This window comes from Anabaena sp. 90 (assembly GCF_000312705.1).
Classification (GTDB): domain Bacteria; phylum Cyanobacteriota; class Cyanobacteriia; order Cyanobacteriales; family Nostocaceae; genus Dolichospermum; species Dolichospermum lemmermannii.
The window spans coordinates 2,317,234-2,339,620 of the sequence record NC_019427.1; the positions used below are offsets into that span (position 1 = coordinate 2,317,234).

The window sequence follows — 22,387 nt, forward strand, 5'->3', positions numbered from 1 at the left end:
ATTCATATTTCTGTCTTCAAATCAACTTAAATGACTCGCTTTATCCATGATCAATTTGCCAAACAATATCTAACTGAACTATTAACACCCTATGGTCAAGTAGAAACCAGTAAAGATATCACAGCAGAAGTCAGACAAATTGACGTTGTATTTATTCCTTCACCCCAACCAACACAAAGCCTGGAAGCCCTAGGAATATTGGGACGGATGGTGAGAAATTATGCTATATTCGAACCATTCCGTAATGCTGTCACTAAAAGTGAAATTCGCAGTTGCATGGGTAAATTATTTGACATCCATGGAGACATAGAGCGTCAATCTAATCGCAATAATAACCGTATAAATGAAGCCGAATTACCCCGGCTATGGATTTTTTCTCCTACTGCGTCAGCGGAACTTCTCACAAGTTTTAATACAACTGGAGATGAAGAAAACTGGGGAAAAGGGATTTATTTTTTGGGAGAAGGCTTAAAAACCGTAATTATTGCGATTCACCAACTCCCCAACACACCAGAAACCCTATTTCTGAGAATTTTAGGGAAAGGGAAAGTACAACGACAAGCGATTGAAGAATTAGAAGCACTGGCAAATAATAGTCCCTTCCTTGCGGATGTCATACAATTGGTACATAACCTAATTGCTGTGTTATCTGCACGTCAACGACAAGAACACGATATTGATAAAGATGATCAGGAGTTGATTATGAAATTATCGGAAATGTATCAACAACAATTAGAAGCACTTAAAAAACAAGGACTTCAAGAGGGACTTGAGGAAGGACGACAAGAAGGACGACAAGAAGGACGACAAGAAGGACGACAAGAAGGACGACAAGAAGGACGACAAGAAGGACGACAAGAAGGTGTAGAAAGGGAACGACGCGCTATGATTGAAAGTATCATGCAAGTCCGGTTTGGACAGGTTGATTCTCAGCTACAAACAATTATCAACCCTCTAATTGCCATGAATAGGGAAGAATTTACTCCTTTGCTTCTACAATTATCTCGTGAGGAGTTATTAGCTAGATTTGCACAATAATTGAGGCGAAAATCAGCAACCCCCCGCAGAATTTACAAATAAATCAAAGCGCGAAAATAGAGAATTGGGGGGTTGACAATTGCTTTGGGATTTGTTATCATGAAGTTGATAAGGAAGAACTATCTTGAACTAAATATTAATTTTTCCTAAACCGCTTACTACCAAAATAGGCGGTTATGTTTTTTGAGGAAAGAAATTACCTTTGTGTCTGGGTACAAGATAAAATTTTGAGTAAAAGCGTTTATTTTGGAACGAGGGGAATTTATGGCTGTTAAAAAAGGAAATATGGTGCGGGCTATTCGGGAAAAGTTGGAAAATAGTCTAGAAGCTAAAGCTAGTGATTCCCGCTTTCCTAGTTATTTGTTTGAAACTAAGGGGGAAATTGTCGATATTAAGGGTGATTATGCTTTGGTGAAGTTTGGACAAGTGCCAACGCCAAATATTTGGTTAAAGTTAGAACAGTTGGAAGAGTTTGTTTAATTGGTAATTGTGCTTTAGCTTAACCGACAGAAGCCCCACGCCTGACCCTAAGGGCAGCGTGGAACTACCCAACAAGTGGTAGAATCAAGATTCAGCCCCAATTCCCTCCCTAATGTATATTGCGGTTGGGAATCTAAGGTTGATAAGGTTTATAATGTATAGGTGAAATTTTTCACCAACATACCAGGAACTAAACTTCCTCCTAATTGTCGGCTTTCGTAAGTTCCGACTTCGGGAATAAATTCCTGGAAGTTTGTTAAATCAATGAGATTTTCTGCGCTCCAAAAACGATAGAGACTTTCATCAAAGCGTAGGTTAGCAATGGGGGCAATAATTTCGCCGTTTTCTACCCAAAAGCAAGCATAACGAGTCATCCCTGTAATTCTCCCAGATGGGCGATCGCTCCAGTTTAAATAATGTAAATTAGAAACATATAACCCTGTATCTAAACTGGGTAAAATCTTCTCAAATGCCAAATTACCAGGATTAATTTCGGGAGAACGTAAGGTTTCTGAACCATTCGCACCATTAGCGGGTTTATGATATTCTTTCGCTGTGCGAGAATTAACTAAGCTATTAATTAAAATCCCTTTTTCAATTAAAGTTAATTCGGATGCAGCCATTTCTCCTAAATTATTAAATCTGGGAACTAAACCACTTTGAAAATTTTCTTTTAAAGTGAATTTTGAAGAAAGTTGTTTTTCTTGACGTGATAAAGCAGCTAAAGCACTATTACCTTGTTGAATACTAGCTTCACTGATAGCACCCCAGGAAAGCATACCCAATAAATCAGCCACCGCAGCGGGAGCAAAATAGGTTTTATATTGTCCTTTTGGTAATTCTTTAACTGGACGAGATAGCATTTCTAGCTGCTGTTTCCCATCATTTATTTTAGCTAAATAAGCAGCTTCATTCCATTCACTGCCGGCAAAAGTTCCTTTTACAGCTTGTCCTGATGCCATAAATAAGGAATAATCTAAATTAAAGGAATCAGTCACAAACCAGTGTTTTTGTCCGCTAGAATCACCATAACCTCTGATGACAATTCCCCCAGCATACATCCCCGTAAAATCTAAATTAGTCACAGTTTCGAGAATACTAGGAACTAATATTTCTGGAGTTAGTAATTTACCAGTATTAATTTCTCGACTGCTATGATTTCCTGATGGTAAAACTAAATAAGGATCAATTGGTAATAATGGTAATTCATCACGTAATTCTTGTAAAGCTGTGGATGATAATTCCCAATCTATATCCCAATTTCCAGTCAAAGGAAACTGACGAAAACTACTGCGTTGATTGGCCATTAAAGTTAGTTGAATCGAACCATCATGAACATAACCTGTTTGTCTAACTTTGGCAGAATTAAAGCGAGTAAATTGACTGCTTTCGCTGCTAAGTCGCACAGTAAAATGTTCATTTTCTGCTTTTTTAATCAGCAGGGTTTCCACAAGTTGATTAAAAGTTTTTTCTAGCGTTGATAATTCTTCTGGTTTCATTTTTTAAATTGTATCTGGATCAATATTTAATTCTCGCAATTTTGCTGCTAAACGTTCTGCTTTTCTAGCTTCCCGTTCTGCTCTTTGGGATTCTATTTCTGCTCTTTGAGTTTGTATTGCTGTTTTTTTAATTTCAGCTTCTGCGGTTTCTTCTGGTGTAGATACTAACTCTCCTGCTGGAGTAAAATACCTCAACAATCCTTGATGGATCCCTAAGTATAAACCTAACTGTTCACTCCATAAATGTCCCTTTTCATTTAGTCCTAAAGGTTGATATTTATTATCAACTAAATGAAAACCTGCAAATTCTAATGTATAAGGGTCAAACCAAAAATAATCCGGTGTGCGGAAAGTATTTTGATAAAGTTCCTTTTTATATTCTCTATCAGTATTAGCTGTACTGGGTGAAAGAATTTCTAAAATGAAATTAGGATATTTACCATCTTCTTCCCACACTATCCAGCTTTTGCGGGTTTTGCGTTCAGTTTCCAAGACCACAAAGAAATCAGGACCTCGGAAATATTCTGATTTTTTCTGGTTAGGACTATAGTAAATACTAAGATTTCCCGCAGCATAGAAATCATATCTATCTTTCCACAACCATTTGAGACATTTAATTAAGAGCATAATCTGCTCTAGGTGCAGTTCTGATTCCACGGGAGGTTCATCACTATATAAATCACTAGGAGGAAAGATGACATCTGCGGAGATGTCTTGTTGAAGTTCTAATTCTTGAGCAATGATCATATTGATATGGCATCAAGTAGTTACTTGTTCATTGTAGCATTAATTAAACTTTGCGCCTTTGCTCCTTTGCCTCTTTGCGCGAAACATAATTCATTAACCACCACCAAAAACCTCCACATTTGCAAATTCACAAACTGGTGAACCATGACCTACAGAAATGGCTTGATTTGGTTCTCCTTTGCCGCAATTAGGCGCTCCATAAATTTGCCAATTGCTATTATCTCCAACTTGAATTAAACTATGCCAAAATTCTGGTGTAGTAGCGCGATAATTAGGATTCCGGAGGGTTTTGGTAAGTTTACCATTTTCAATTAATCTTGCATATTCACAACCAAATTGAAATTTATAACGTTGATCATCTATTGACCAAGAACGGTTAGATTCCATGTAAATTCCATGGTCTATTCCTGAAATAATTTCCTCAAAAGTGGCATTTCCTGGTTCTAAATTTAAGTTAGCCATTCTGTCTATGGGAGGACGATTCCAGGAAGAAGCCCGCGCACAAGCAACACCGGGTAAATTTGCTCTGGTTTGACTTTCTAAACTACCTAAACCTCGTTGTAAAATCCCTTTTTTAATAATAAATTCTTTGGTAGCTACTGCACCGTTATCATCAAAACTATAACTGGCAAATTCACCTGGTACTGTAGGATCAAAGGTGATATTCATGAGCGGTGAACCATATTCTAATTTACCAAAATCATCTTTGGTGACAAAACTACCTCCAGCATAGTTGCGTTCATCTCCTAAAATGCGGTCAATTTCTAAAGGATGTCCGATACTTTCATGAATTTGTAGCATCATTTGATCTGGTGCTAAAACTAAATTAGTCCGAGTATTTGGACATTCTGCTGCTGTTAATAATTCTAATACCTGTTCACCAACTTGTTGAACTTGATGCCATAAATTATCTTGTTTAAACAGTTCCCAACCACCTTGATAGGAGTTAGCGTAAGCACCATTGTTGGTGCGTTGTTGGACAATTGTACCATCTTGAGCGATCGCTCCAAAATGATGACTAAGAGATAGAATATTCTGATATATTTCGGAACCATTACTACTCACAAACCAAGTTTCTTTTTGATCTGTGCCGACGGTGGCTGTAGTTTGAATGATTTTATCGTTAATTTTGAGTTGCTGACAAATCCGAATTAGTAAGTTGTTGATTTCTCCAGGACTAAAAGCGTTAAATGGTTCTAAAAATGGTGAGTTATATTCACCAACTACTTGAGGACGGGTATTTTCACTCAGGGGATATATCCACCATTTACTAGCTGCTAATGCTTGTTTATAGGCGATTTCCGCAGCGTTTTGTAAGCTGGAAATATCTAAGGAGTTGGTGGCTGCATAACCTAAACAACCATCAACTATGACTTCTATCATTGCTCCCATGTTTAATGATTTACCATTGCTTTGGGGTAAACCATCACGCACGGAATGATGGGTTGAAGTTGTTTTTACGGCTCTAATTCCTACCCAGTCAGCGGGGATGTTTAAATGAGAAATTGCGGTTGTTAATTGTTTCCACATTGTGTTAAGTAAAAATTGAGAATTATTTTTTTTGCACGCAGAGACGCTCCAGGCGCAGAGAGGAATTTTAAATTTATTATCTGTGCCAGCGTGTAGCTTATTTCGTATCAATTAAATTAAACTAATGGTCATTTTGTTAAAGGTATAATCTCAGGGTGCCAAAATGTTCCATCTTTTGTGTCAGTTAAGACCACTCCCTTTTCTAAAAGTTCATCACGAATGCGATCACTTTCTGCAAAGTTTTTTGCTTTTCTTGCTTCCCATCTTTTTTGAATTAACTCCTCAATTTCTGCATTACTTATACCATCCTGTTTAGGAGTTTCTGTTTCTGGTTTGGCGGTTAAACCTAAAACTTCTGCTAATGTAATTAGGGTTTGCCATTTTTGCAGTAGTTCGTTAGCTGGGGTTGTTGTTTTTCCTTGATGAACAATGATGTTTCTTTCCCGATTTAGTTCTTTGGCTAATTCAAAAATTATTACTAAACCACCAGGAAAATTAAAATCATCATTAACGGCTTCTTGAAATCTCTCAATCTCGGAATTTTGGATTTGGTTAGATTCATCCCACTCTAGTTTTTTACCATGTTGATGTCCAAATAATAAAGCTTCTTTGATAGTATGCCAGCCGTTGGTTGCTGCCAATATAGCATCATCGGTAAAATCTATGGGTTTACGATATTGTGCCATCATCACAAATAAACGCACGGCCATTGGATCTACACCCCGATCTAATAATTGACGAATGGTGATAAAATTACCCAAGGATTTGGACATTTTTTCCCCATCTACTTTGACCATGCCGTTGTGTAACCAATAATTGGCTAAAGGTTTGCCGGTAACGGCTTCCGATTGAGCAATTTCGTTTTCATGGTGGGGGAAAATTAAGTCAGCACCACCAGCATGAATATCTATGGTATCACCCAAGCGATCGCGTACCATGGCCGAGCATTCTATATGCCATCCGGGGCGACCTTTTCCCCAAGGAGACTCCCACGCGGGTTCACCGGGTTTTGCAGACTTCCACAGGGCAAAATCAAAGGGGTATCGCTTCTTTTGATATTCTGGGTCTTCGACGTTTACCCGTTCACTTGCACCGGCTTGCATATCTTCTAATTTCCGTCCCGAAAGTTTGCCATATTCGGCAAAATTCTGGACTGCATAATACACATCACCGTGAGACGGATACGCAAAACCTTTATGTTCTAAATCGTGAATTAATCTCTGAATACCATTCATTGTATGTGTAGCGCGGGGATATTCATCAGCTTCTTTAATTCCCAACCGCGACATATCTTCAAAATATGCTTGAATATATTTTTCGGCGACAACTTCCATGGAAGAACCTTCTTCTCTGGCGCGTTTGAGAATTTTATCATCAATATCCGTAAAATTTTGGATATAGCGGACATTATAACCGATAAATTGCAGATAACGACGCACTACATCCCAAACAATACAAGCTCTAGCATGACCCAAATGGCAGTAATCATAAACCGTCACGCCGCAATAATACATCTTAACTTTGCCAGGTTCAACGGTGGTAAATTGTTCTTGACGACGGGTGAGGGTATTGTAAATAGATAGGGTCATAATAGAGGAATAAGGCAATCTGACGATAAACAATGATAACGCAAGTTGATGACAATGGCGTAAATGAAAATTTTAGTAGCTAATAATTGGCTATGATTATTGTTAGTAATACTTCGTAATCTTGTCAACACCTGGAGGTAAAGTATGATTCAATCTATCATTTAATCAATGGAGAATATCGAGTTAGTCAATTTAGAGAAAATCAAACTATAGTATCACCAACTTTCCCAGAGCTTACCCTCAGTGTTAACCAGATTTTTCAAGCTGGTATGTAAATATGTTATACCAATTTTATATGAGACGGCACAGAATCATGAAATCCATAAATTCATCCGTCTTCATCTGCGTTTATCTGCGTTTATCTGCGGTCAATTATTCTTGAAATCTGATTCTATACAGCTTCATCTTAATTTGGTATTACTCTAACGCCGAGTGGACAAAATCAAGATAAAATTTAGAATACACCAAAATCCTCCTTTATGACTATGACATCATCAGTTACTACAGAATCTCACCCAATGGCAGCGACCAAACAAGGTTTACCAGTAACAATTATTACGGGTTTCCTTGGTAGTGGTAAGACGACTTTACTCAATCATATTCTCACAAATCAGCAAGGTGTAAAAACTGCTGTGTTAGTGAATGAATTTGGCGAAATTGGTATTGATAATGAATTGGTTGTTTCCACTGATGAAAACATGGTGGAATTAAGTAATGGCTGTATTTGTTGCACAATTAATAATGACTTGGTTGATGCTGTTTACAAGGTTTTAGAAAGGGAAGAAAAGCTAGATTATCTAGTTGTAGAAACAACTGGTTTAGCAGACCCTTTACCCGTAGCTATGACATTTCTGGGTTCAGAATTGCGAGATTTAACTCGGTTGGATTCTATTATTACTGTAGTTGATGCGGCAAATTATAGCTTAGATTTATTCAATTCTGAAGCGGCTTTGAGTCAAATTACTTATGGTGATGTCATTATTCTCAATAAAACTGATTTAGTTGATGAAACCACTTTGCAGGAATTGGAGAAAAAAATCAACAATATTAAGGAAGGTTCCAGAATTATTCGCACGACAAAATCCCAAGTTCCCCTACCTTTAATTCTTAGTGTTGGTTTGTTTGAATCTGATAAATATTTTGATGACCACGCAGAAGAACATCATGATCATGATGATTGTGGACATGAACATCACGATGATCATGATCATTCTACCTGTGGCCATGACCACCATGATCATCAACATCATCATCATTCTGACCACTTAGAAAATGATGGTTTTATCTCTATTTCTTTCCAAAGTGATAAACCTTTTTCGATTAGAAAGTTTCAACATTTCTTAGATAACCAATTACCCACAAATGTCTTCCGTGCTAAGGGAATTATGTGGTTTGATGAAAGTCCCCAACGTCATATTTTCCATCTTTGCGGTAAACGCTTCACTATTGATGATGATCAATGGAAAGGAGAAAAGAAAAATCAGTTAGTGTTAATTGGTCAAAATCTGGATACCGAAACCTTACTTCAGCAGTTAGAAAACTGTATTTGTCTTCCTTCTATTAGTAAAGGTAAAGGATTTGGGAAGTAGTAATTAAATAATATCCAGAACTCCGACTTCTTCAAGAAGTCGGGGTTCTTGTTTTTTGTCAATGCTATAATACAGCAGATTTCGCTCTAATGAGGTACAAACTTGAATTATAAAACTTTTGTAGTGCGGGCATCTTGCCCGCTGGATATGTACCTCATAACACCGGAAAGTGCTGTATAAGGAATTTTATTGGTAATCCTAAACAACCGACAATCTCTGTTTGTAATTTAATTGATCAAGAATATCAAATTAGCAAGTTTCGAGATCATGAACGGATTATTTCCCAAACTTTTCCTGAATTAGATCTTACTGCAAATCATATTTTTAAAGCTTATATATAATCAAATCATAATTTATGAATAAATTGTTCCATGACATACTCCCTGAGAACAGGTTGCAAAGTGTACTTACCCGCTTCTTTCTCTATTAAAGAGCGTGAATATAGCCTTTCTATTGCTTGTAAAAGTTGGGATTTAGAAACAGTCGGTAATATATTTTGATTTGGTGCTAAATCAGTAATAGTTGTTAATTGCTGGTCAGTGGACAGACAGTACATAATTTGCCATTCTAGAACCGAGAGGGGATTTAACTGCTGTTCCAGTAAGCTGTTAATATAATTACTGACTAATAATGTATCTTGTTCTAGGAATTTTTCAATATTACCATTAAATAATTCAATGATGGTATTAACAACAATTTTAACTTTCAGAGGATTATTACTATACAGATGACATAATTCAAACTTTTGTTCTTCAGTCCCTAACAATTGTTTTGATTGTATCTGTAGCGACCTGCAATTATAAATCCCTAAACCTGCAATCATCGTTGTTTTCAGCCAGGATTATTTGCAACTATAATTTCATTTGAACCAGAATTAACTGCAACTGAGCCAGGATTAATTGCAACCAGCCTGCAATCATCCGTTTCGACCAGGATTATTTGCAAATAGACTCAACGCTTTGCCAGAACTGAGTTTTCAGTATTGACAGAGGTTTGTTAAAAAACTCATTAGAGAATTTGATAGATTAACTTTGAATTCAAGACCCAAGTTTTTTAACTGAAAAACCAACGGTTTTAGGTTCTCTAAGCCTTACCAGTGTGGCAGTAAAGAAAACATTCGTTTGTTTTACTTTTATAGTTGCAGATAATCCTGGTTCATACCGATGATTGCAGGTTGGTTGTAAATAATTCTGGTTCAGTTGCAATTAATCCTGGCTGAAGCACAATTATAGTTGCATTTAATCCTGGTTTGAAAGTGTCTTAATTGCAGGTTTGAGTGATTAGTATTGCAGGTCGCTACACTTATCTGCCATGTCAACTAGCAGTGGGTGAGTTTGTGTAAATTTGTCCAGTTCTAAGATTTGGGGGATGTTGAGCGATCGCAATAGATTGACTATTGTTGAACTTTGGGACTTGTTAAAGTCTGGTAGGAAAACTGATTGATTTTCTCTCATCTTCTTAGCAGATGTTTGATCCTTTTGTGGGATGCTCTCAAATCCCATTGTCAGAAAATAATGGAGACGTAATTGGGGAAAATATCCGTCGTCATCTTTCAAAATCAAGTCAGGGGTAACATCAACTTGGTAACGCTTTTTAATTGAGTATTTTCTTTGTCTTTGTTTGTCCGTTTTAGTTTTCGCCTTTTGATTTGATAGTCTTTCGTAAGACCGATCATCTAAGTCATCAATATTAATTGAAGCTATATTGTCCAGTTCCTCAAGGTAGTTCTCATCTCGTATGCTGGTTATCTCTTCCTTGATAATTTCGTCGTCGTCGTCACATTTATTAGTGAGTGTATTGCCTTCACTGACAAGATTTTTCAGGATAATTCCCCTATAATCGCTCATCTCATTATTGATTCTACAAGCCATTTTCGCGTAACAGTTCAATGCTGAATCATTTGTATTTATATAATCCTCTAGTATCTCAAAACCAACGTTTTTTAATTGCTGAAGATGTATTTTAAATTGCTTTCTGTTACTGCTCAGAATTGAATATAGCGACGTTGATCCGTCCCCCTGCCACGATAAACCAATGGGAGCTATCCATAGGTGACGGGGGACATTATCACGAAGTCTCATTAATTGTTGACGAACCGCATTTTCACTTTGCACACCCTGAAAACATCCCCGCACACTATCAAAATGATTCTTGACATCAATTGATATTCCAGTTCCCACAGATGGAGAAATTAAGACTACATGATATTGTTTGATAATGTTGTTAATTTTGGTGATACAACCATAAGCAGGATGTTCGGGATCTGCAATTGTTTCTGAATCAATTCTCAGGATTAAATCTTTCAGGTGTGGGAATTTTTTGATAATAATTGACTCAATATTTTGAGTAGAAAATTTGCCATTGATTTTCTGAGAGTCAGTTGCTATAAGGATTTTATCGCCATTATCAATTGCTGCCAACAGGTCACGCAACAAGTTTACCGGGGTGGTTTCTTGGTAATTATTAATCTCATATCCCCCTTCTTTGTACTCGTTATTGATGATAAAGATATCGTCATCTTTGCAGTTGGCAGCACTTTGCACAAAGTCTAAAGATACATCTGTTAAGTCTGCATCTAAGCACACTATTTTATCTGCATTAAGTAGTAGTAGTTGAAGCTGTTTAATAACTTCTGTTCGGTGTTCTTTAACTTCTGTAGTTGAGTTGAGTAAGTGCCATAAAACTTGTTCTATCTCATCAAGGATAACTACATATTTATTAGTTAGTAAATATGTATCATTCTCAACATCAAACTGACCCTTACCTTGACCGTGTAATGAATCAACTACTACGCCAAAACCTTGAGAGCGATCTGTTTTCCCGTTGATAATATCGTCAATGTAAGGAGCGCCCAAGCGACTGCATAAAGCTTGACATAATTGGACTCTATGAGAGATTAAATAAGCGCTATAGCCCTCGCTAGCCAGCTTATCAACTAATGGCTTTAATGCTTCCGTTTTTCCCGTCCCCTTGGGAGATTTTACCCCTATAATTTTGTGGGGAATGTTGGTCAAGATATCCCCTAAATATCTTTGGTTAAGGGTGAGGTTAATCTTCCTTGATAGCTGGTAATAGGGCTGCGTCTGCCACTGGGAAACGGGTAAAGCAGTGGTAATAATGTTCTCTACAACTTCTCTACCATGAACTACTAGGACGTCATCTATACCTTTTTCTGGTATATTTTTTTCTTTTGTCCAGTCACAGATTTTGACTTGACATTTTTTGGATTTTAGCAGTTTAGCAGTAACGTTGATCGCTATCCTGACATTTTTTCTGGTAGTTGGTTTGGGGTCATTGTCAAAACAAATTGTTATTTCTCGTTTTGGCGTTGCAAATATTTCTATGTCAGGAATTAAATTGTGTTTTTTCTGGTTGGTTTCAACTTTGCGATATGCTCCGTTAATTCCGGGTAATGCCACTGCGATAAATCCACAGGATAGCAAAGCAGCGGCTTTCTTCGCGCCTTCACAAAAGATGATGGGTAGGTTGTTTATTAACACCCACTCCCAAAACTCCTCATAATCCCCAATGGGTACACCGTGAATATCGCTGATCATCTGCCAAATACGTTTGGGCACTCGCAGGAAAAAAGCACGGGTAGCAACGCCGGGGGGATGTTCATACTTGATGGGTTTATTTTTCTTGTGGTCAAGCCTTGGGGTGTCGGGCTTGAAACATCCCCATTCCATCGGGGCGTAATTGTTCAACGGGTCAACACCGGCACACCACCAACCACCATTTAAGGTGTGTTTGTATCTGTATAGAATCCTGCTTACTTCTGAAGTGGTGTATTGGCTACTGTGGGGTGTTTGTTTGCCGTCTCCCAGTTTTGCTAAGGCATCCGATAACAAATACTCATGGGTGATGTTTCCTGCTAGGGATTTGACGTTAAGAGCGATAAGTTCTGGATCTACACCACAAGAGAGCCATTCTTGCCAGTCGGTAAAGTTGATGTGGTCAGGTGGTTTAATCATGGCTGCACCTCCTGTAATTTGTTGAGGTCAGCACATATCAAACAAACTTGATTGACTATACTACTTTGTGTTACAATAGTAATATAAGAAAAAACTTGCTCAATAACTGCGATGCAGTTTAATATAAAAATATCAAACTGCCATGATTTGCTATTCATGGTTCTTCGTGAATTAGATCCAGCCCCTTTACTTAGTTCCGTCGCCAAACATCGCTAAGTGAAAATGGATTGGGTGAATTTTTAAACAAACTAAAACTCCCTGGTTGCTTATGTAGCTTGGGAGTTTTGATTTAGGCACTGATTGACAAACTTACTTTGTTTTTCTTGTGCTTGGGAATCTATTATACTGTCTATTGACTGATTAATGTGCGTTACAAATTGTGATATTTTAATCGAACTAATACAAATGTATTTGTTGGTGGTGATTTATCGGTGGAAGACTTTGACACTTCAATTTTACCGCGTGACCCTTACCAATTTAAGTTTATTGACGCATCACCTAGTAATATTAAATTAGAAGCTGCACCGTTAAAAACTGTGGTTAGATTTTTAGGAGATGAGTTTGCCACTGGTAGTTTGCAAATCCGGTCAATAGTTAGTAGTCAATAAGGTTAGACTGTGCCGAAACGGGAGAGAAATTGGACAGTAACCACGATAATTACTGTCCGTTCGCTGATTTTGAAATCGGGAGGGGAATTAAAGCCCTAATGCAAAAAGAAATCGGTGATTTTCAAGTAACCTGTTAATTTTAAGTAAAATTTGCAACCATCACAGAAGGCTTCCAAAGGTGATTATTTAAGGTACAGGGATAGCATCAATCATAAAATGGCAAAAGCTCTATATAAGATGAAAATGCCTGAATCAATTGAATAGCATGGATTACAAGCCCTGTAGGGCTTAATTAAATCTTGCAAGTTAAAAATGAGCGAACGGACAGTTATTAAGCTCAAGCCTCTCTATAAAAAACTACTGCCAAAGGATGAAAATCTTTTTTCTCAAACAACCGATGAGCAAGTTCATTGTCTATTCCAGATTCTAAGAGGAAATATTTAGCATTATGCTTAGTACCCCATTCAATTACTTTGTCAACTAATTGACTCCCAATTCTTCTACGTCGATAATCAGAAAGCACACCGAGGTCATTCAACCAGCACTCAATATGACCAGCTTTAGTAGTCTCAAGATTAGCTAATGCAAAGCCAGCAATAACATTATCAACAATACCAACAAACTGTTTAACTTCTGAATTTTCAGCTTCAGACTTAGAAACTAGCCCAACAACCTCTTCCCGGAAAATTTCGAGAGCATTTTCAGCACGCTCAAAATGAACACCACTTTTAATTGCCAAGCCAGCAGCCAATTCGCCAAAACTGATGTACTTAGAGTTATAAACTCTATCGTAGATTTCGATAACTGAATCTACATCATCAATTGTCATTTCTCTAACAGAGATAGCTTGTTCCATAATTTTATTCCACACAAAATAACAACACTCAATGAACTGTTCAAAGATGAGATTCAGCTAAGTTCATTAGTTGAATCTGGAAAAATACTCACTCTATTCAATAAAAATACTACTCTAAAACTCAACAAACAAATCAAGTCTTACCTAAATTTGCTATTTTTCGACTGCCCCTAGACTAATCAAGGAATTTTTTATTGGTTCTGTTAATTCTTTTAATTCAGTCTCCGTATTACTCTGTGTAACCCATTTAGCCCTTCTAATATTCATATCTTCATAAGGTCTCTTAGCTCTCAGATCAGCTTTCAAATTAGCATTTCTAGGATCACTAACATCCCAAACCTTAATTGTTTCATCTGAAGAACCACTTGCAAGCATCTGACTATTATGGCTAAAAGCAACAGTCCAAACGCAATCTTTGTGATCATTAAAGATTTGGAGGCATTCACCTGTTTTTACGTCCCATAGCCTGACTGTATTATCGCCACTACCACTTGCCAGAAGTGTTCCATCATGGTTGAAGGCAACTGACCAAATCCATTCACTGTGTCCCTTTAAAATATGTAAGCAAGTTACAGACTTAGGATTTCTGATATCCCTGATATCCCACAACTTAACAGTCTTATCTTCGCTACCACTTGCCAGAAGTGTTCCATCATGGTTGAAGGCAACTGACCAAACCTCATCTTTGTGATCTAACAACGTAATGCACTCACAAGTGGTAACATCCCATAACTTGATTGTGCCATCGGTACTGCAACTGGCTAGGAGTTTACCGTCTGGACTGAAGACAACAGACCAAATCTGATTTTCATGTCTTCCTAATTCTTGACATTCTTCCAACCTTGGATTACTTTCAGAATCAACATTCCAAAGCATTATTTTTGCGTCATAACCTGCACTTGCTAACTTTGAACCATCAGGACTAAAGCAGACACACTTGATTCTATCTTTATGCCCTTCTGAGTTAGTATTAATACATACTAAGTTTGTTATACTCCCTTCCTGGTCTTTTTTCATACTCCAAAGCTTAATATTCTGATCATCACTACTACTGGCTATAATTTTTCCACCTTTTCTAAAAGCAACTGACATCACTGCACTTGTATGCTCTTTTAGAGCTAGGCAACACTCTTTTTGTTTCTCAATATCCCACAATCTGACTGTCCCATCACCATTTGCGCTTGCTAGATTACGATCATCAGGACTAAAAGCAACAGACCAGATCCAATTTGTGAACCCTCTTAATGTTCTCAGACATTGTTGTTCCGATACACTCCACAACCTTGTTTCACGATCTTCTCCACCACTCGCTATCATCAGTCCATCGTGGCTAAATCCAACTGATTCGATAATGTCCGTGTGTCCCTCTAAGGTTTTGATATACTCTAGTTTATTTACATTCCACAGCATTATATTGCTATCACTACTTCCACTTACTAGTAGTTCTTCACTTAATGGGCTAAAACAAACTGATTTAACTTGTTTTTGGTGTTCATCAAACGTTTTGATGCACTTATCTTTTTCATCTTTTTCCAAATCCCAAATTTTTATAGTTGCATCTTTGCTTCCACTAGCAAGATACCGACCATCTTTACTGAAGCTGACTGACTCCACACCATCAGTGTGTCCTTTTAAAGTTTGAGTACACTTACGCATTTTTACATTCCAAAGTTTTACAGTTTTGTCAGCACTACCACTGGCAATAAACTGACCATCTGCACTGAACGAAATTGACAGTACCTCATTTTCGTGACCTTTTAGGTCTCTTAAAAATTTGGGTTTTTTAACATCACTTACATCCCAAAGTTTCACAATGTGATCAGCACTACCACTCGCTAGAAGAGTACCATCAGGGCTAAAAGCAAGAGACCAAATCCATTTAGTATGTCCCTTCAAAGATTCTCCAATACATCGCCCTGGAGCATTTCTATCATTCAAACTTGCTTTCAGATTCCAAAGTCTGATCGTTTGATCATCACTCCCAGTAGCAAAGAATTCGCACGTAGGACTGAAAGCAACTGCGCGAATCCAATCTGTATGCTCATGGCAAACAAATAGAAGATTACCATTTTCAACATCCCACAAGCGAGCTTTTTTATCAGAATGTCCTGTTAAGAGGTAAACTTTTTCGCGTTCTGGATGTTTTGGGCTAAAAGCTAGTGATGTTATTCTATCAAAATCCTGAGTAAAAATTGAATTTATAAAGGTACATTGAGAATTTTCAGCAAATTAAAAGCCAATTTTTTCGGCACAACACTTAATGAAGACTGTTGTTGTGGTGATGAATAGATAACTTCAGCATTAGTCTTACCTCCTAACGGAGGTTTACCAGACTCACCTCGAATACCTCTAACAAGTTGCTGAAAACCATTTTCATAATTGTGATCATTTATACTGACGTATAGAAGAGGTTTTATAAAAGCTGGCTTTTCGCAATCTTTATAAAGAACAGGTATCAAGCGACGATTGGGAGTACGCGATTCTTGTTTTGCACGCATCTCTTCCTCAATTAGTTGAGTCAGCCATACGTCTTTTTCATAGCTAACCCACTTTGAATTTACACTCTCTGGCGAGAGGATTAGGAGAAAAATACTTGCACTAGACAGAGCCTCTTCCAGCTTTGTTGCTATCCTGTCACCAGGAAGAATTTCCCATTTATCAAGCCAAGCATCAATACTTTCGCGGGTGCGTAAATCTCCAGCTAGACGCTCAACAAATGGTTTGTCTATGCCACTATGACTCATGAAGACTTTCATTCATTTTTCTCCATTACTGTTCCACTCCAGCAATTAGTGCCAACGCATTCGCATACTGTTCCAAATCTTGTCTCAGGGATTCCAGTTCTTCTCTCAATTTTGGTTCTTCAGACCATTTGCGCTCATGCTCTCTAGGACTCAGATGTGGGGGAAGCTGGGCTTCCCAGGTTTGCAAAAGTGGATGCCATTTTGATAAAAAAGGACGTAAACCATTATTCAACACGGCTATGGCAATTCCACCAACCGAATCATGAGATGCCCCCACATCTGGACCACCTTCTTTGAGGACTTGTCGGGTTACAGGAAACAAGCTATACAGAGATGCCAAGGCTTCTCGCAAAAGTCCTTGGTCAGATGCCAAAGGTTGCACAGCAATGCGGGTAACAAGTTCGACATATAAAGACCAAGCTGCTTTACGTTCAGTTGAGTCGGCTTCCCATTCGGCTGAACCAATGCCAAAGGGAAGACTAACAGATACTTTTTTTAATTTTGCTGGGTCAAATCTAGGCATAAATGTATAGTAATTAATTGATACTGTGATTGTTTCTAAACTCTAATTGGGGCTGTTTCTGTACGTTTGCGACACTAATGTTCATAACTAGGGTTATTCAGGGATTTTTCTATACTATTATTCACTTTACTATAAAGATCGCATTAAGCAACCCCTGAATTAACCTTCATGCGTGTACTTTTAGGTGCGGAAACGCCAGTAAATTGTAAAATAACTTCAAGTATAAAGTATAATGAAAAGGGTTGATAAATCGCCTCAGTAATTTATATGCCTAAGCCATTACCACAAGCGATACTTAAACCACAAAATAAAGTAATTGAGAAAGAAAAATCGCACTCTGGAATATTCTTAGGCGATAAATGCTATTAGAATCTGGCTAATTTACGAAATGGTCATGCAGTTGTTTTAGGGACTTCTGGCAGTGGTAAGACTCAAACCTTAAAATCAATGAATAAAAATCTGCTGTACATTAGTAACTTCTGAATTTTTACCAATTAACATCATTTAATTATCGGTAAATTCCACTGTTATAGTGTTAATAATTTTCAGAATTATGTTAAAATACATAAATAGTTATTCTGTAAAAATATGACACCAGAAGAATTATTAAATCAAATATCAGACGGCATCTGGATTAATAAAGGTGGGTTGAAAGTTCCCGATGATGTCGTTCAGGCTTTGCAACAAAAAGAAGATTGGTTTGATGGATTAAACCCCGTTGTTTATTCAAAAGACAATCTTCCTGATATAAAAGGAATTTTAAATTTTTTCTCCGAACAGGAATTAGATCAAGAAGTTGGTTTCGCTGCAACTGAGATTTTACAATCTTGTTATGGTGTGAATAAAGTAGTTAATTCAAAAGTTCACGATAATCCCCAAGCATCAGGAGAGAATAAATTAGATTTACTTGCTGGTCAAGCTACTAAACCGGACGATTACACAGCAGCAGTAGAAGTAAATAATTTATTTATGAATTGGGGGAATATTGTCAAAAGTAATTATACAAATAATAGTGATGATATTTTTCTAAGAATCAAAAGTATCGAAGAGACTAATAAAAATTGGTTTCAAGATAAAGTTGATGATTTGAAGGCACAAGTATTAGCTGCTTATGATGATTTAATGTACCAATTTGATGAACAAGAAGATCCTGTACCCCAAGAGGTAAGGAATCACTTTATTGCAGTTAGACAAAAAACTGAACAGAACTTTTCTGAAGCCATAACTGACTTTCCACAAGACAACGACAATTTAGTAAATATATTTCTAGAATTATTTAACAAACTCAAAGAAGAATTGAATAACATACTTCAGCAAATTAAAGAAACAATATTTGGGAAGGATGAATCTAAAGCTGCCAAGGCAGAGGCCAAACAAGAAAATAAAGGCAAAGTAGATATAATCAAATTCCTAAAAAGTAAAGTCATTCGTCCTGCTATGGTAGGTATCAGAAGGCTATTTACACAGGGTAAAAAGTTGGTTGAGTTCAAAGACCAAGCTAACTATGCTCAAGATAATCTAAAATCACAGTTTGGAAGTGTTGTGAGTAATTATGGTGGAATCACACCATTACCAACGCCAACTAATTTAGATGTTGTCAATGTTCTTGGTAAAATAGCCGAAAGTTTGCTATCAACATTTATATTAAAAGGCATTTCATTACCAAGAGCATTTTTTGATGCTATTAAAAATACTGTAGTTTCAGTCATCACCAAAAGATTATCTATCCCTGCTAGTGAAGCAATTCGATATATTACCGGAGGGTTATTAAGAACAGTCAAAGACTTATTACCAGCAGTTTTCAATAATACAGGAATGTTTGCAGGTGCATGGGGACTTTTAACAGCTTGCGCTCCTTATATTTTAGCAGCAGCAATAATTATAATTATTGCTATCAATATGGCTAAAAAGAATCAGTTAGGTAATTTCATTTGGTTGTTGGGAATTAAAGAAGGTCGTCCTGAACCTGACTTGGGAATTGCTAGAGTAAGCGGTGATTCTTTGGAAAGGATGAAGGATTTTGAAGAATTTAGATTTCAGTTTCTTGAAGAAACCAACAAGCAATATCAATACTTGTATGCTCTAACTTTTAAAAGTGAAAAACTTGGCAGAAGTTTTGACATGACTGGAGAAACGCCAACGATACTATCAGAAGAAGCTGCTAAAATTATCCATCAAGGGTTTTCTTACCTAGAAGATATGCCACCTTACTAGACTAGAATTGACAATTAAAACGATAGGGTAAAATAGGGTAAAATCATGTCTACACAATTCACAAATATCAAATATGAACCCGATGGTTCGACGGGAGAAATCCAAGTAGTGACAGAATGGCCAGTGTGGAACTGCAAAAAGCAGGAATGGATTAAAGGAGAAAAAACTACACTGAGAAATATATTACTTTCAGCAATGCACCCTGGATTAATTTTCGCCATTGGGGAAATTCCCACTACAGAGAAAAATCCATCAACATTAAATCCGTTTAAGCCAAAAAATTATGAAAATGCGTTCTTTCTGGATTTAGCCAGTGGTTCTAGAAATCATGGTAGATTTACCTTTACCAATAAGTCTACAGTTGGTAAATATTACTATGGTACTGCTGATAAAGAGCAATGGAAACGCATAATTTACGGTTCAATTCTTCATACTGGCTGTAAGAAAATCATCTATTTAGAAATGAAATACATTGTTGTAGATGATGAAAATCGTGATCCTGATGGTAATTTGTTAGATGACCCAGTAAATAACATTCATTGGAAAACTGGCGATTCCCATGCTAAAGCTAGTCTGCGTCTGATGAAAATATTAGGTTTACCTGTAGAAGAAACTGAGAACGTAGATATAGACAAGCCAATTCAATTTAGAGCAGCTTTATTTAAAGAATGGATAGGAAAAGGTACACTTGCCTATAATCCACATCTGGATACTTCAGGATTTGATTTAGCAATTCCATTATCTTCACTCAAGGGTAATAAGCCAGCGTTAGGAAACCATCAAGGTAAAATATTAATGGGATTAGTATTTGATGGGGAAGTTCGTAGGGCTAAACCTGGTTGGATGCTTTTACAATGGTTTTCGTTTGAAGTCTTAGAAAAAGACAACATTATTGATAACCTGCGGGGAAAATGCGAACTGCTTGCAGCAGCGCTTCGCTATCGCCTATCTCAAGCCTACAATTCCATTGTTGATTTAGCTGAAATTCTCAGAATTGACCAATCAGAAGCTGAAGCAGAATTACAAGAAGGAAGTGAAGAATTACAGTCTGAAGCCGAATATGAAAATACCATGATTCGTGTCGTCAGAGTTGATAAAAATGGTGTTTTGTTACTACATCCCTACATCGTCAAACGGATTAAGGAACGATTACGGGCTTTATCCCGGATTTCTCACAAGCGAAAAAAAATATTCATAAAAAGCGAAAAAAAGGAAGTTTATTTGATACATAAATAGCAAAGATGAAAAAAGGAAATCTTCTAAGTATATATTTGAGAAACTCAGTTAAATATCAAGAGCTATTCAGGCAATATATACTGATATAAATAATTTAATAGTAAAATTAGGCATCTGAAAACAGAGTGAAGAAAAAACTTTTATCCCCACCCTAAATTAAAGCTAAAAATGAGCGTAATAATCGTCCCAAAAGAATTAACCAGGATTGGGTAACAACTGCAAACAACGGTAAGCAGTAGCATAAATATGCTGATAGGGACAAGAACTATTAATCGCAATTAAAACTCGTCTAGTTGTTATTGTAATCAAAGCTCCTAACTTCAACAACTTGGTACGGATAGTCCCAACTTGAGCATTCTGTAATTCAGTTTTAACTAAACATTTATTTCGCAAAGCATTCATCAAAACATAAGCAATGGAAGAGAACCACAAACGTAATTGATTACCTGCAAATGTATGGGTACTGGTTCTATCACTAAATAATTCTAATTGTTGTTCCTTCTCTTGACTAATGCTTTTTCCTAATGCCAGTGCGAACATGGGATCATGACGTAATTCTTCATGGTCATTTAAGTCTTCATATCCCATGATTAAGCCATATATCCGTTGTGTTAATAAGCTTTCTATGGGATGTAACGTCTTATTTGGCTTTCTGTAGTCTTGGAAACCCAAAGCTAAACGTGATGTTATTTGCAATTTTCGGTCTATTTCCGCAATTAAACTTAGACCTGCATCCGATGTTACTTTACCACCCTGGAAATTCACTACTACTGGAGGGAGTTTTTCTTGTTTAAAAGTGAACTGTTTTGGTGTACTATCTGTTCTTATTGGGGTCATATTTTATAATTGCTGAAATGCTTTTTACATATACATTTTCGCAGTTTTTGACCCCTTTTTTTCTTTTCTTTGTGAGAAATCCGGGTTAAAGGGTTTTAAATCTATACCACTCCATTCTTTTGTATAGCCCAACAACACCTTTTTGGCATTGAGTTTCGTAATGACACCTTTAATATCTAAAAACTTCTCTCCGTCTGTTGCATCAACCCCTAACAGGTCTTTTGTTTCGTCGTCAAAGCCATGTAGATAGGCTTCAAAGTCAATGTTGAAGGATTTATCGTTCTGGCAAATATCTTTAAGGGTTTGGCTTTTCTCAAAGATATATTCGTTATAACCTTGCCCTTTATCTTGAATTAGGTCGCTTTGGTCTTGTTTATCCATTTCAGCCCAAGCTTCTTCGCCGATTTCTGCTCGCTCTTCATCAAGCATTCTTACAAGTCGGCTTTCAATCATCACCAGGGCAAAAAACGGCATCATAAATGATGGCCATTCAGATTCCTTAATGCCACAGCCCCGCAGTAGATCCGCAGTTGCCCAAATTTTAGATTCGTATTGAAGGATGTTGCTTGTTGTCATGTAGTGATTTTGCCATAGATTGAGGGTGCGGGAGGGTAATTTGTCGTATTCTTTTTTTAAAGGGGTAGGCGATCTCAATCCAGTTGTGATAATTGTGCGATCGCCTCAAATTACACGAAAGTGCCATTTCGTTGAATTAGAGGTAAGTGGGTGCGTTACTAGGGGCAATTTTTGTAGATTCTCCAGGCGATTATCGCTACCCTACTTAAAATTTCCCCTAAGAAAATTTTGTCATTTTAAATTGTTTTAAATTGGTACTAACTCAATCTTAATTACTGCATTACTGCATTACTTACTGCGTCATGTAAGTTAAGAAAGTTTCTGAAACTGTATCTGTGCCTGGACTG

The 22,387-nt window shown here is 37.1% G+C and carries 17 protein-coding genes and 5 pseudogenes; 8 read left to right on the forward strand and 14 right to left on the reverse strand.

All coding sequences use genetic code 11. The features are described from left to right. Positions 1–30: 30 nt before the first annotated feature. Together ANA_RS10145 and ANA_RS10150 are read left to right on the forward strand one after the other, a co-directional pair. Complete coding sequence (locus ANA_RS10145) at positions 31–1,038, forward strand: hypothetical protein (RefSeq protein ID WP_015079979.1); 1,008 nt, start codon at positions 31–33, stop codon at positions 1,036–1,038. 264 nt (positions 1,039–1,302) lie between these two features. Further along, positions 1,303–1,518 carry an NAD(P)H-quinone oxidoreductase subunit O gene (locus ANA_RS10150; RefSeq protein ID WP_015079980.1) on the forward strand — a complete coding sequence of 72 codons (216 nt, stop codon included), beginning with the start codon at positions 1,303–1,305 and terminating at the stop codon, positions 1,516–1,518. Between the two features lie 149 nt (positions 1,519–1,667). Here ANA_RS10150 and ANA_RS10155 read toward each other — a convergent pair whose 3' ends face one another. The 4 genes from ANA_RS10155 to cysS form a co-directional block, all read right to left on the reverse strand. Beyond that, on the reverse strand, positions 1,668–3,017 hold the full coding sequence (locus ANA_RS10155; protein WP_015079981.1) for a TldD/PmbA family protein: 1,350 nt from the start codon (positions 3,015–3,017) through the stop codon (positions 1,668–1,670). Between the two features lie 3 nt (positions 3,018–3,020). Beyond that, a complete protein-coding gene (locus ANA_RS10160; protein ID WP_015079982.1) occupies positions 3,021–3,764 on the reverse strand; it encodes a Uma2 family endonuclease in 744 nt (247 codons plus the stop codon). Positions 3,765–3,857: 93 nt separating this feature from the next. Then, positions 3,858–5,294 carry a TldD/PmbA family protein gene (locus tag ANA_RS10165; RefSeq protein ID WP_015079983.1) on the reverse strand — a complete coding sequence of 479 codons (1,437 nt, stop codon included), beginning with the start codon at positions 5,292–5,294 and terminating at the stop codon, positions 3,858–3,860. A 128-nt stretch (positions 5,295–5,422) separates the two neighbouring features. Continuing rightward, positions 5,423–6,883: a cysteine--tRNA ligase gene (gene cysS, locus ANA_RS10170; RefSeq protein ID WP_015079984.1), complete on the reverse strand. Its 1,461-nt coding sequence runs from the start codon at positions 6,881–6,883 to the stop codon at positions 5,423–5,425. Positions 6,884–7,032: 149 nt separating this feature from the next. On the opposite strand from cysS, the pseudogene ANA_RS27585 reads away from it, so the two are divergent. The 3 genes and pseudogenes from ANA_RS27585 to ANA_RS10180 all read left to right on the forward strand — a co-directional run. After that, positions 7,033–7,158 (forward strand): annotated as a pseudogene (locus tag ANA_RS27585) (Uma2 family endonuclease); the annotation flags it as partial. Between the two features lie 210 nt (positions 7,159–7,368). Continuing rightward, entirely contained in the window at positions 7,369–8,472 is a 1,104-nt protein-coding gene (locus ANA_RS10175; RefSeq protein WP_041458360.1) for a CobW family GTP-binding protein, read from the forward strand. 179 nt (positions 8,473–8,651) lie between these two features. Next, positions 8,652–8,813: pseudogene (locus ANA_RS10180) on the forward strand (Uma2 family endonuclease); the annotation flags it as partial. A gap of 5 nt (positions 8,814–8,818) precedes the next feature. Here ANA_RS10180 and ANA_RS10185 read toward each other — a convergent pair. Continuing rightward, positions 8,819–9,238: a hypothetical protein gene (locus tag ANA_RS10185; RefSeq protein ID WP_148279042.1), complete on the reverse strand. Its 420-nt coding sequence runs from the start codon at positions 9,236–9,238 to the stop codon at positions 8,819–8,821. 514 nt (positions 9,239–9,752) lie between these two features. Then, positions 9,753–12,446: a plasmid replication protein, CyRepA1 family gene (locus ANA_RS10190; RefSeq protein ID WP_015079988.1), complete on the reverse strand. Its 2,694-nt coding sequence runs from the start codon at positions 12,444–12,446 to the stop codon at positions 9,753–9,755. 431 nt (positions 12,447–12,877) lie between these two features. Here ANA_RS10190 and ANA_RS24490 point away from each other — a divergent pair, with 431 nt between their 5' ends. Then, a complete protein-coding gene (locus ANA_RS24490; protein ID WP_174783459.1) occupies positions 12,878–13,054 on the forward strand; it encodes a hypothetical protein in 177 nt (58 codons plus the stop codon). A 337-nt stretch (positions 13,055–13,391) separates the two neighbouring features. Here the strand turns inward: ANA_RS24490 and ANA_RS10195 are convergent, their stop codons facing one another. The 5 genes and pseudogenes from ANA_RS10195 to ANA_RS10210 all read right to left on the reverse strand — a co-directional run bounded on the left by ANA_RS10195 (position 13,392) and on the right by ANA_RS10210 (position 17,177). Beyond that, positions 13,392–13,910 carry a GNAT family N-acetyltransferase gene (locus ANA_RS10195; protein ID WP_015079989.1) on the reverse strand — a complete coding sequence of 173 codons (519 nt, stop codon included), beginning with the start codon at positions 13,908–13,910 and terminating at the stop codon, positions 13,392–13,394. A 153-nt stretch (positions 13,911–14,063) separates the two neighbouring features. Continuing rightward, positions 14,064–15,995 (reverse strand): WD40 repeat domain-containing protein, encoded by a 1,932-nt coding sequence (locus tag ANA_RS10200; protein WP_015079990.1) that lies wholly within the window; start codon positions 15,993–15,995, stop codon positions 14,064–14,066. Positions 15,996–15,998: 3 nt separating this feature from the next. Next, a pseudogene (locus ANA_RS28510) lies at positions 15,999–16,112 on the reverse strand (hypothetical protein); the annotation flags it as partial. Beyond that, positions 16,109–16,666 carry a toll/interleukin-1 receptor domain-containing protein gene (locus ANA_RS23520; protein ID WP_015079991.1) on the reverse strand — a complete coding sequence of 186 codons (558 nt, stop codon included), beginning with the start codon at positions 16,664–16,666 and terminating at the stop codon, positions 16,109–16,111. The gene ANA_RS23520 and the pseudogene ANA_RS28510, both read right to left, overlap by 4 nt. A 13-nt stretch (positions 16,667–16,679) precedes the next feature. Beyond that, positions 16,680–17,177: a hypothetical protein gene (locus ANA_RS10210; protein WP_015079992.1), complete on the reverse strand. Its 498-nt coding sequence runs from the start codon at positions 17,175–17,177 to the stop codon at positions 16,680–16,682. A 588-nt stretch (positions 17,178–17,765) separates the two neighbouring features. On the opposite strand from ANA_RS10210, the gene ANA_RS10215 reads away from it, so the two are divergent. Then, entirely contained in the window at positions 17,766–19,391 is a 1,626-nt protein-coding gene (locus ANA_RS10215) for a hypothetical protein (RefSeq protein ID WP_015079993.1), read from the forward strand. Between the two features lie 45 nt (positions 19,392–19,436). Next, positions 19,437–20,627, forward strand: a complete 1,191-nt coding sequence (locus ANA_RS10220) for a hypothetical protein (protein WP_200863819.1) — start codon at positions 19,437–19,439, stop codon at positions 20,625–20,627. A 195-nt stretch (positions 20,628–20,822) separates the two neighbouring features. On the opposite strand, the pseudogene ANA_RS28515 reads toward ANA_RS10220, so the two are convergent. From ANA_RS28515 to ANA_RS10230, 3 genes and pseudogenes are all read right to left on the reverse strand, one after another. After that, positions 20,823–21,131 (reverse strand): annotated as a pseudogene (locus tag ANA_RS28515) (transposase); the annotation flags it as partial. Between the two features lie 24 nt (positions 21,132–21,155). Then, positions 21,156–21,464, reverse strand: a pseudogene (locus ANA_RS28520) (transposase); the annotation flags it as partial. A gap of 24 nt (positions 21,465–21,488) precedes the next feature. Continuing rightward, positions 21,489–22,040 (reverse strand): type I restriction-modification system subunit M N-terminal domain-containing protein, encoded by a 552-nt coding sequence (locus ANA_RS10230; protein WP_041457935.1) that lies wholly within the window; start codon positions 22,038–22,040, stop codon positions 21,489–21,491. Positions 22,041–22,387: the final 347 nt, after the last annotated feature.

Coding starts and splice junctions, on each gene's coding strand:
- ANA_RS23520 (WP_015079991.1), bottom strand. CDS start 16,666: ATGAAAGTCTTCATGAGTCATAGTGGCATAGACAAACCATTTGTTGAG.
- ANA_RS10215 (WP_015079993.1), top strand. CDS start 17,766: ATGACACCAGAAGAATTATTAAATCAAATATCAGACGGCATCTGGATT.
- cysS (WP_015079984.1), bottom strand. CDS start 6,883: ATGACCCTATCTATTTACAATACCCTCACCCGTCGTCAAGAACAATTT.
- ANA_RS10150 (WP_015079980.1), top strand. CDS start 1,303: ATGGCTGTTAAAAAAGGAAATATGGTGCGGGCTATTCGGGAAAAGTTG.
- ANA_RS10165 (WP_015079983.1), bottom strand. CDS start 5,294: ATGTGGAAACAATTAACAACCGCAATTTCTCATTTAAACATCCCCGCT.
- ANA_RS10155 (WP_015079981.1), bottom strand. CDS start 3,017: ATGAAACCAGAAGAATTATCAACGCTAGAAAAAACTTTTAATCAACTT.
- ANA_RS10145 (WP_015079979.1), top strand. CDS start 31: ATGACTCGCTTTATCCATGATCAATTTGCCAAACAATATCTAACTGAA.
- ANA_RS10230 (WP_041457935.1), bottom strand. CDS start 22,040: ATGACAACAAGCAACATCCTTCAATACGAATCTAAAATTTGGGCAACT.
- ANA_RS10160 (WP_015079982.1), bottom strand. CDS start 3,764: ATGATCATTGCTCAAGAATTAGAACTTCAACAAGACATCTCCGCAGAT.
- ANA_RS10190 (WP_015079988.1), bottom strand. CDS start 12,446: ATGATTAAACCACCTGACCACATCAACTTTACCGACTGGCAAGAATGG.
- ANA_RS10175 (WP_041458360.1), top strand. CDS start 7,369: ATGACATCATCAGTTACTACAGAATCTCACCCAATGGCAGCGACCAAA.
- ANA_RS10195 (WP_015079989.1), bottom strand. CDS start 13,910: ATGGAACAAGCTATCTCTGTTAGAGAAATGACAATTGATGATGTAGAT.
- ANA_RS10220 (WP_200863819.1), top strand. CDS start 19,437: ATGTCTACACAATTCACAAATATCAAATATGAACCCGATGGTTCGACG.
- ANA_RS10210 (WP_015079992.1), bottom strand. CDS start 17,177: ATGCCTAGATTTGACCCAGCAAAATTAAAAAAAGTATCTGTTAGTCTT.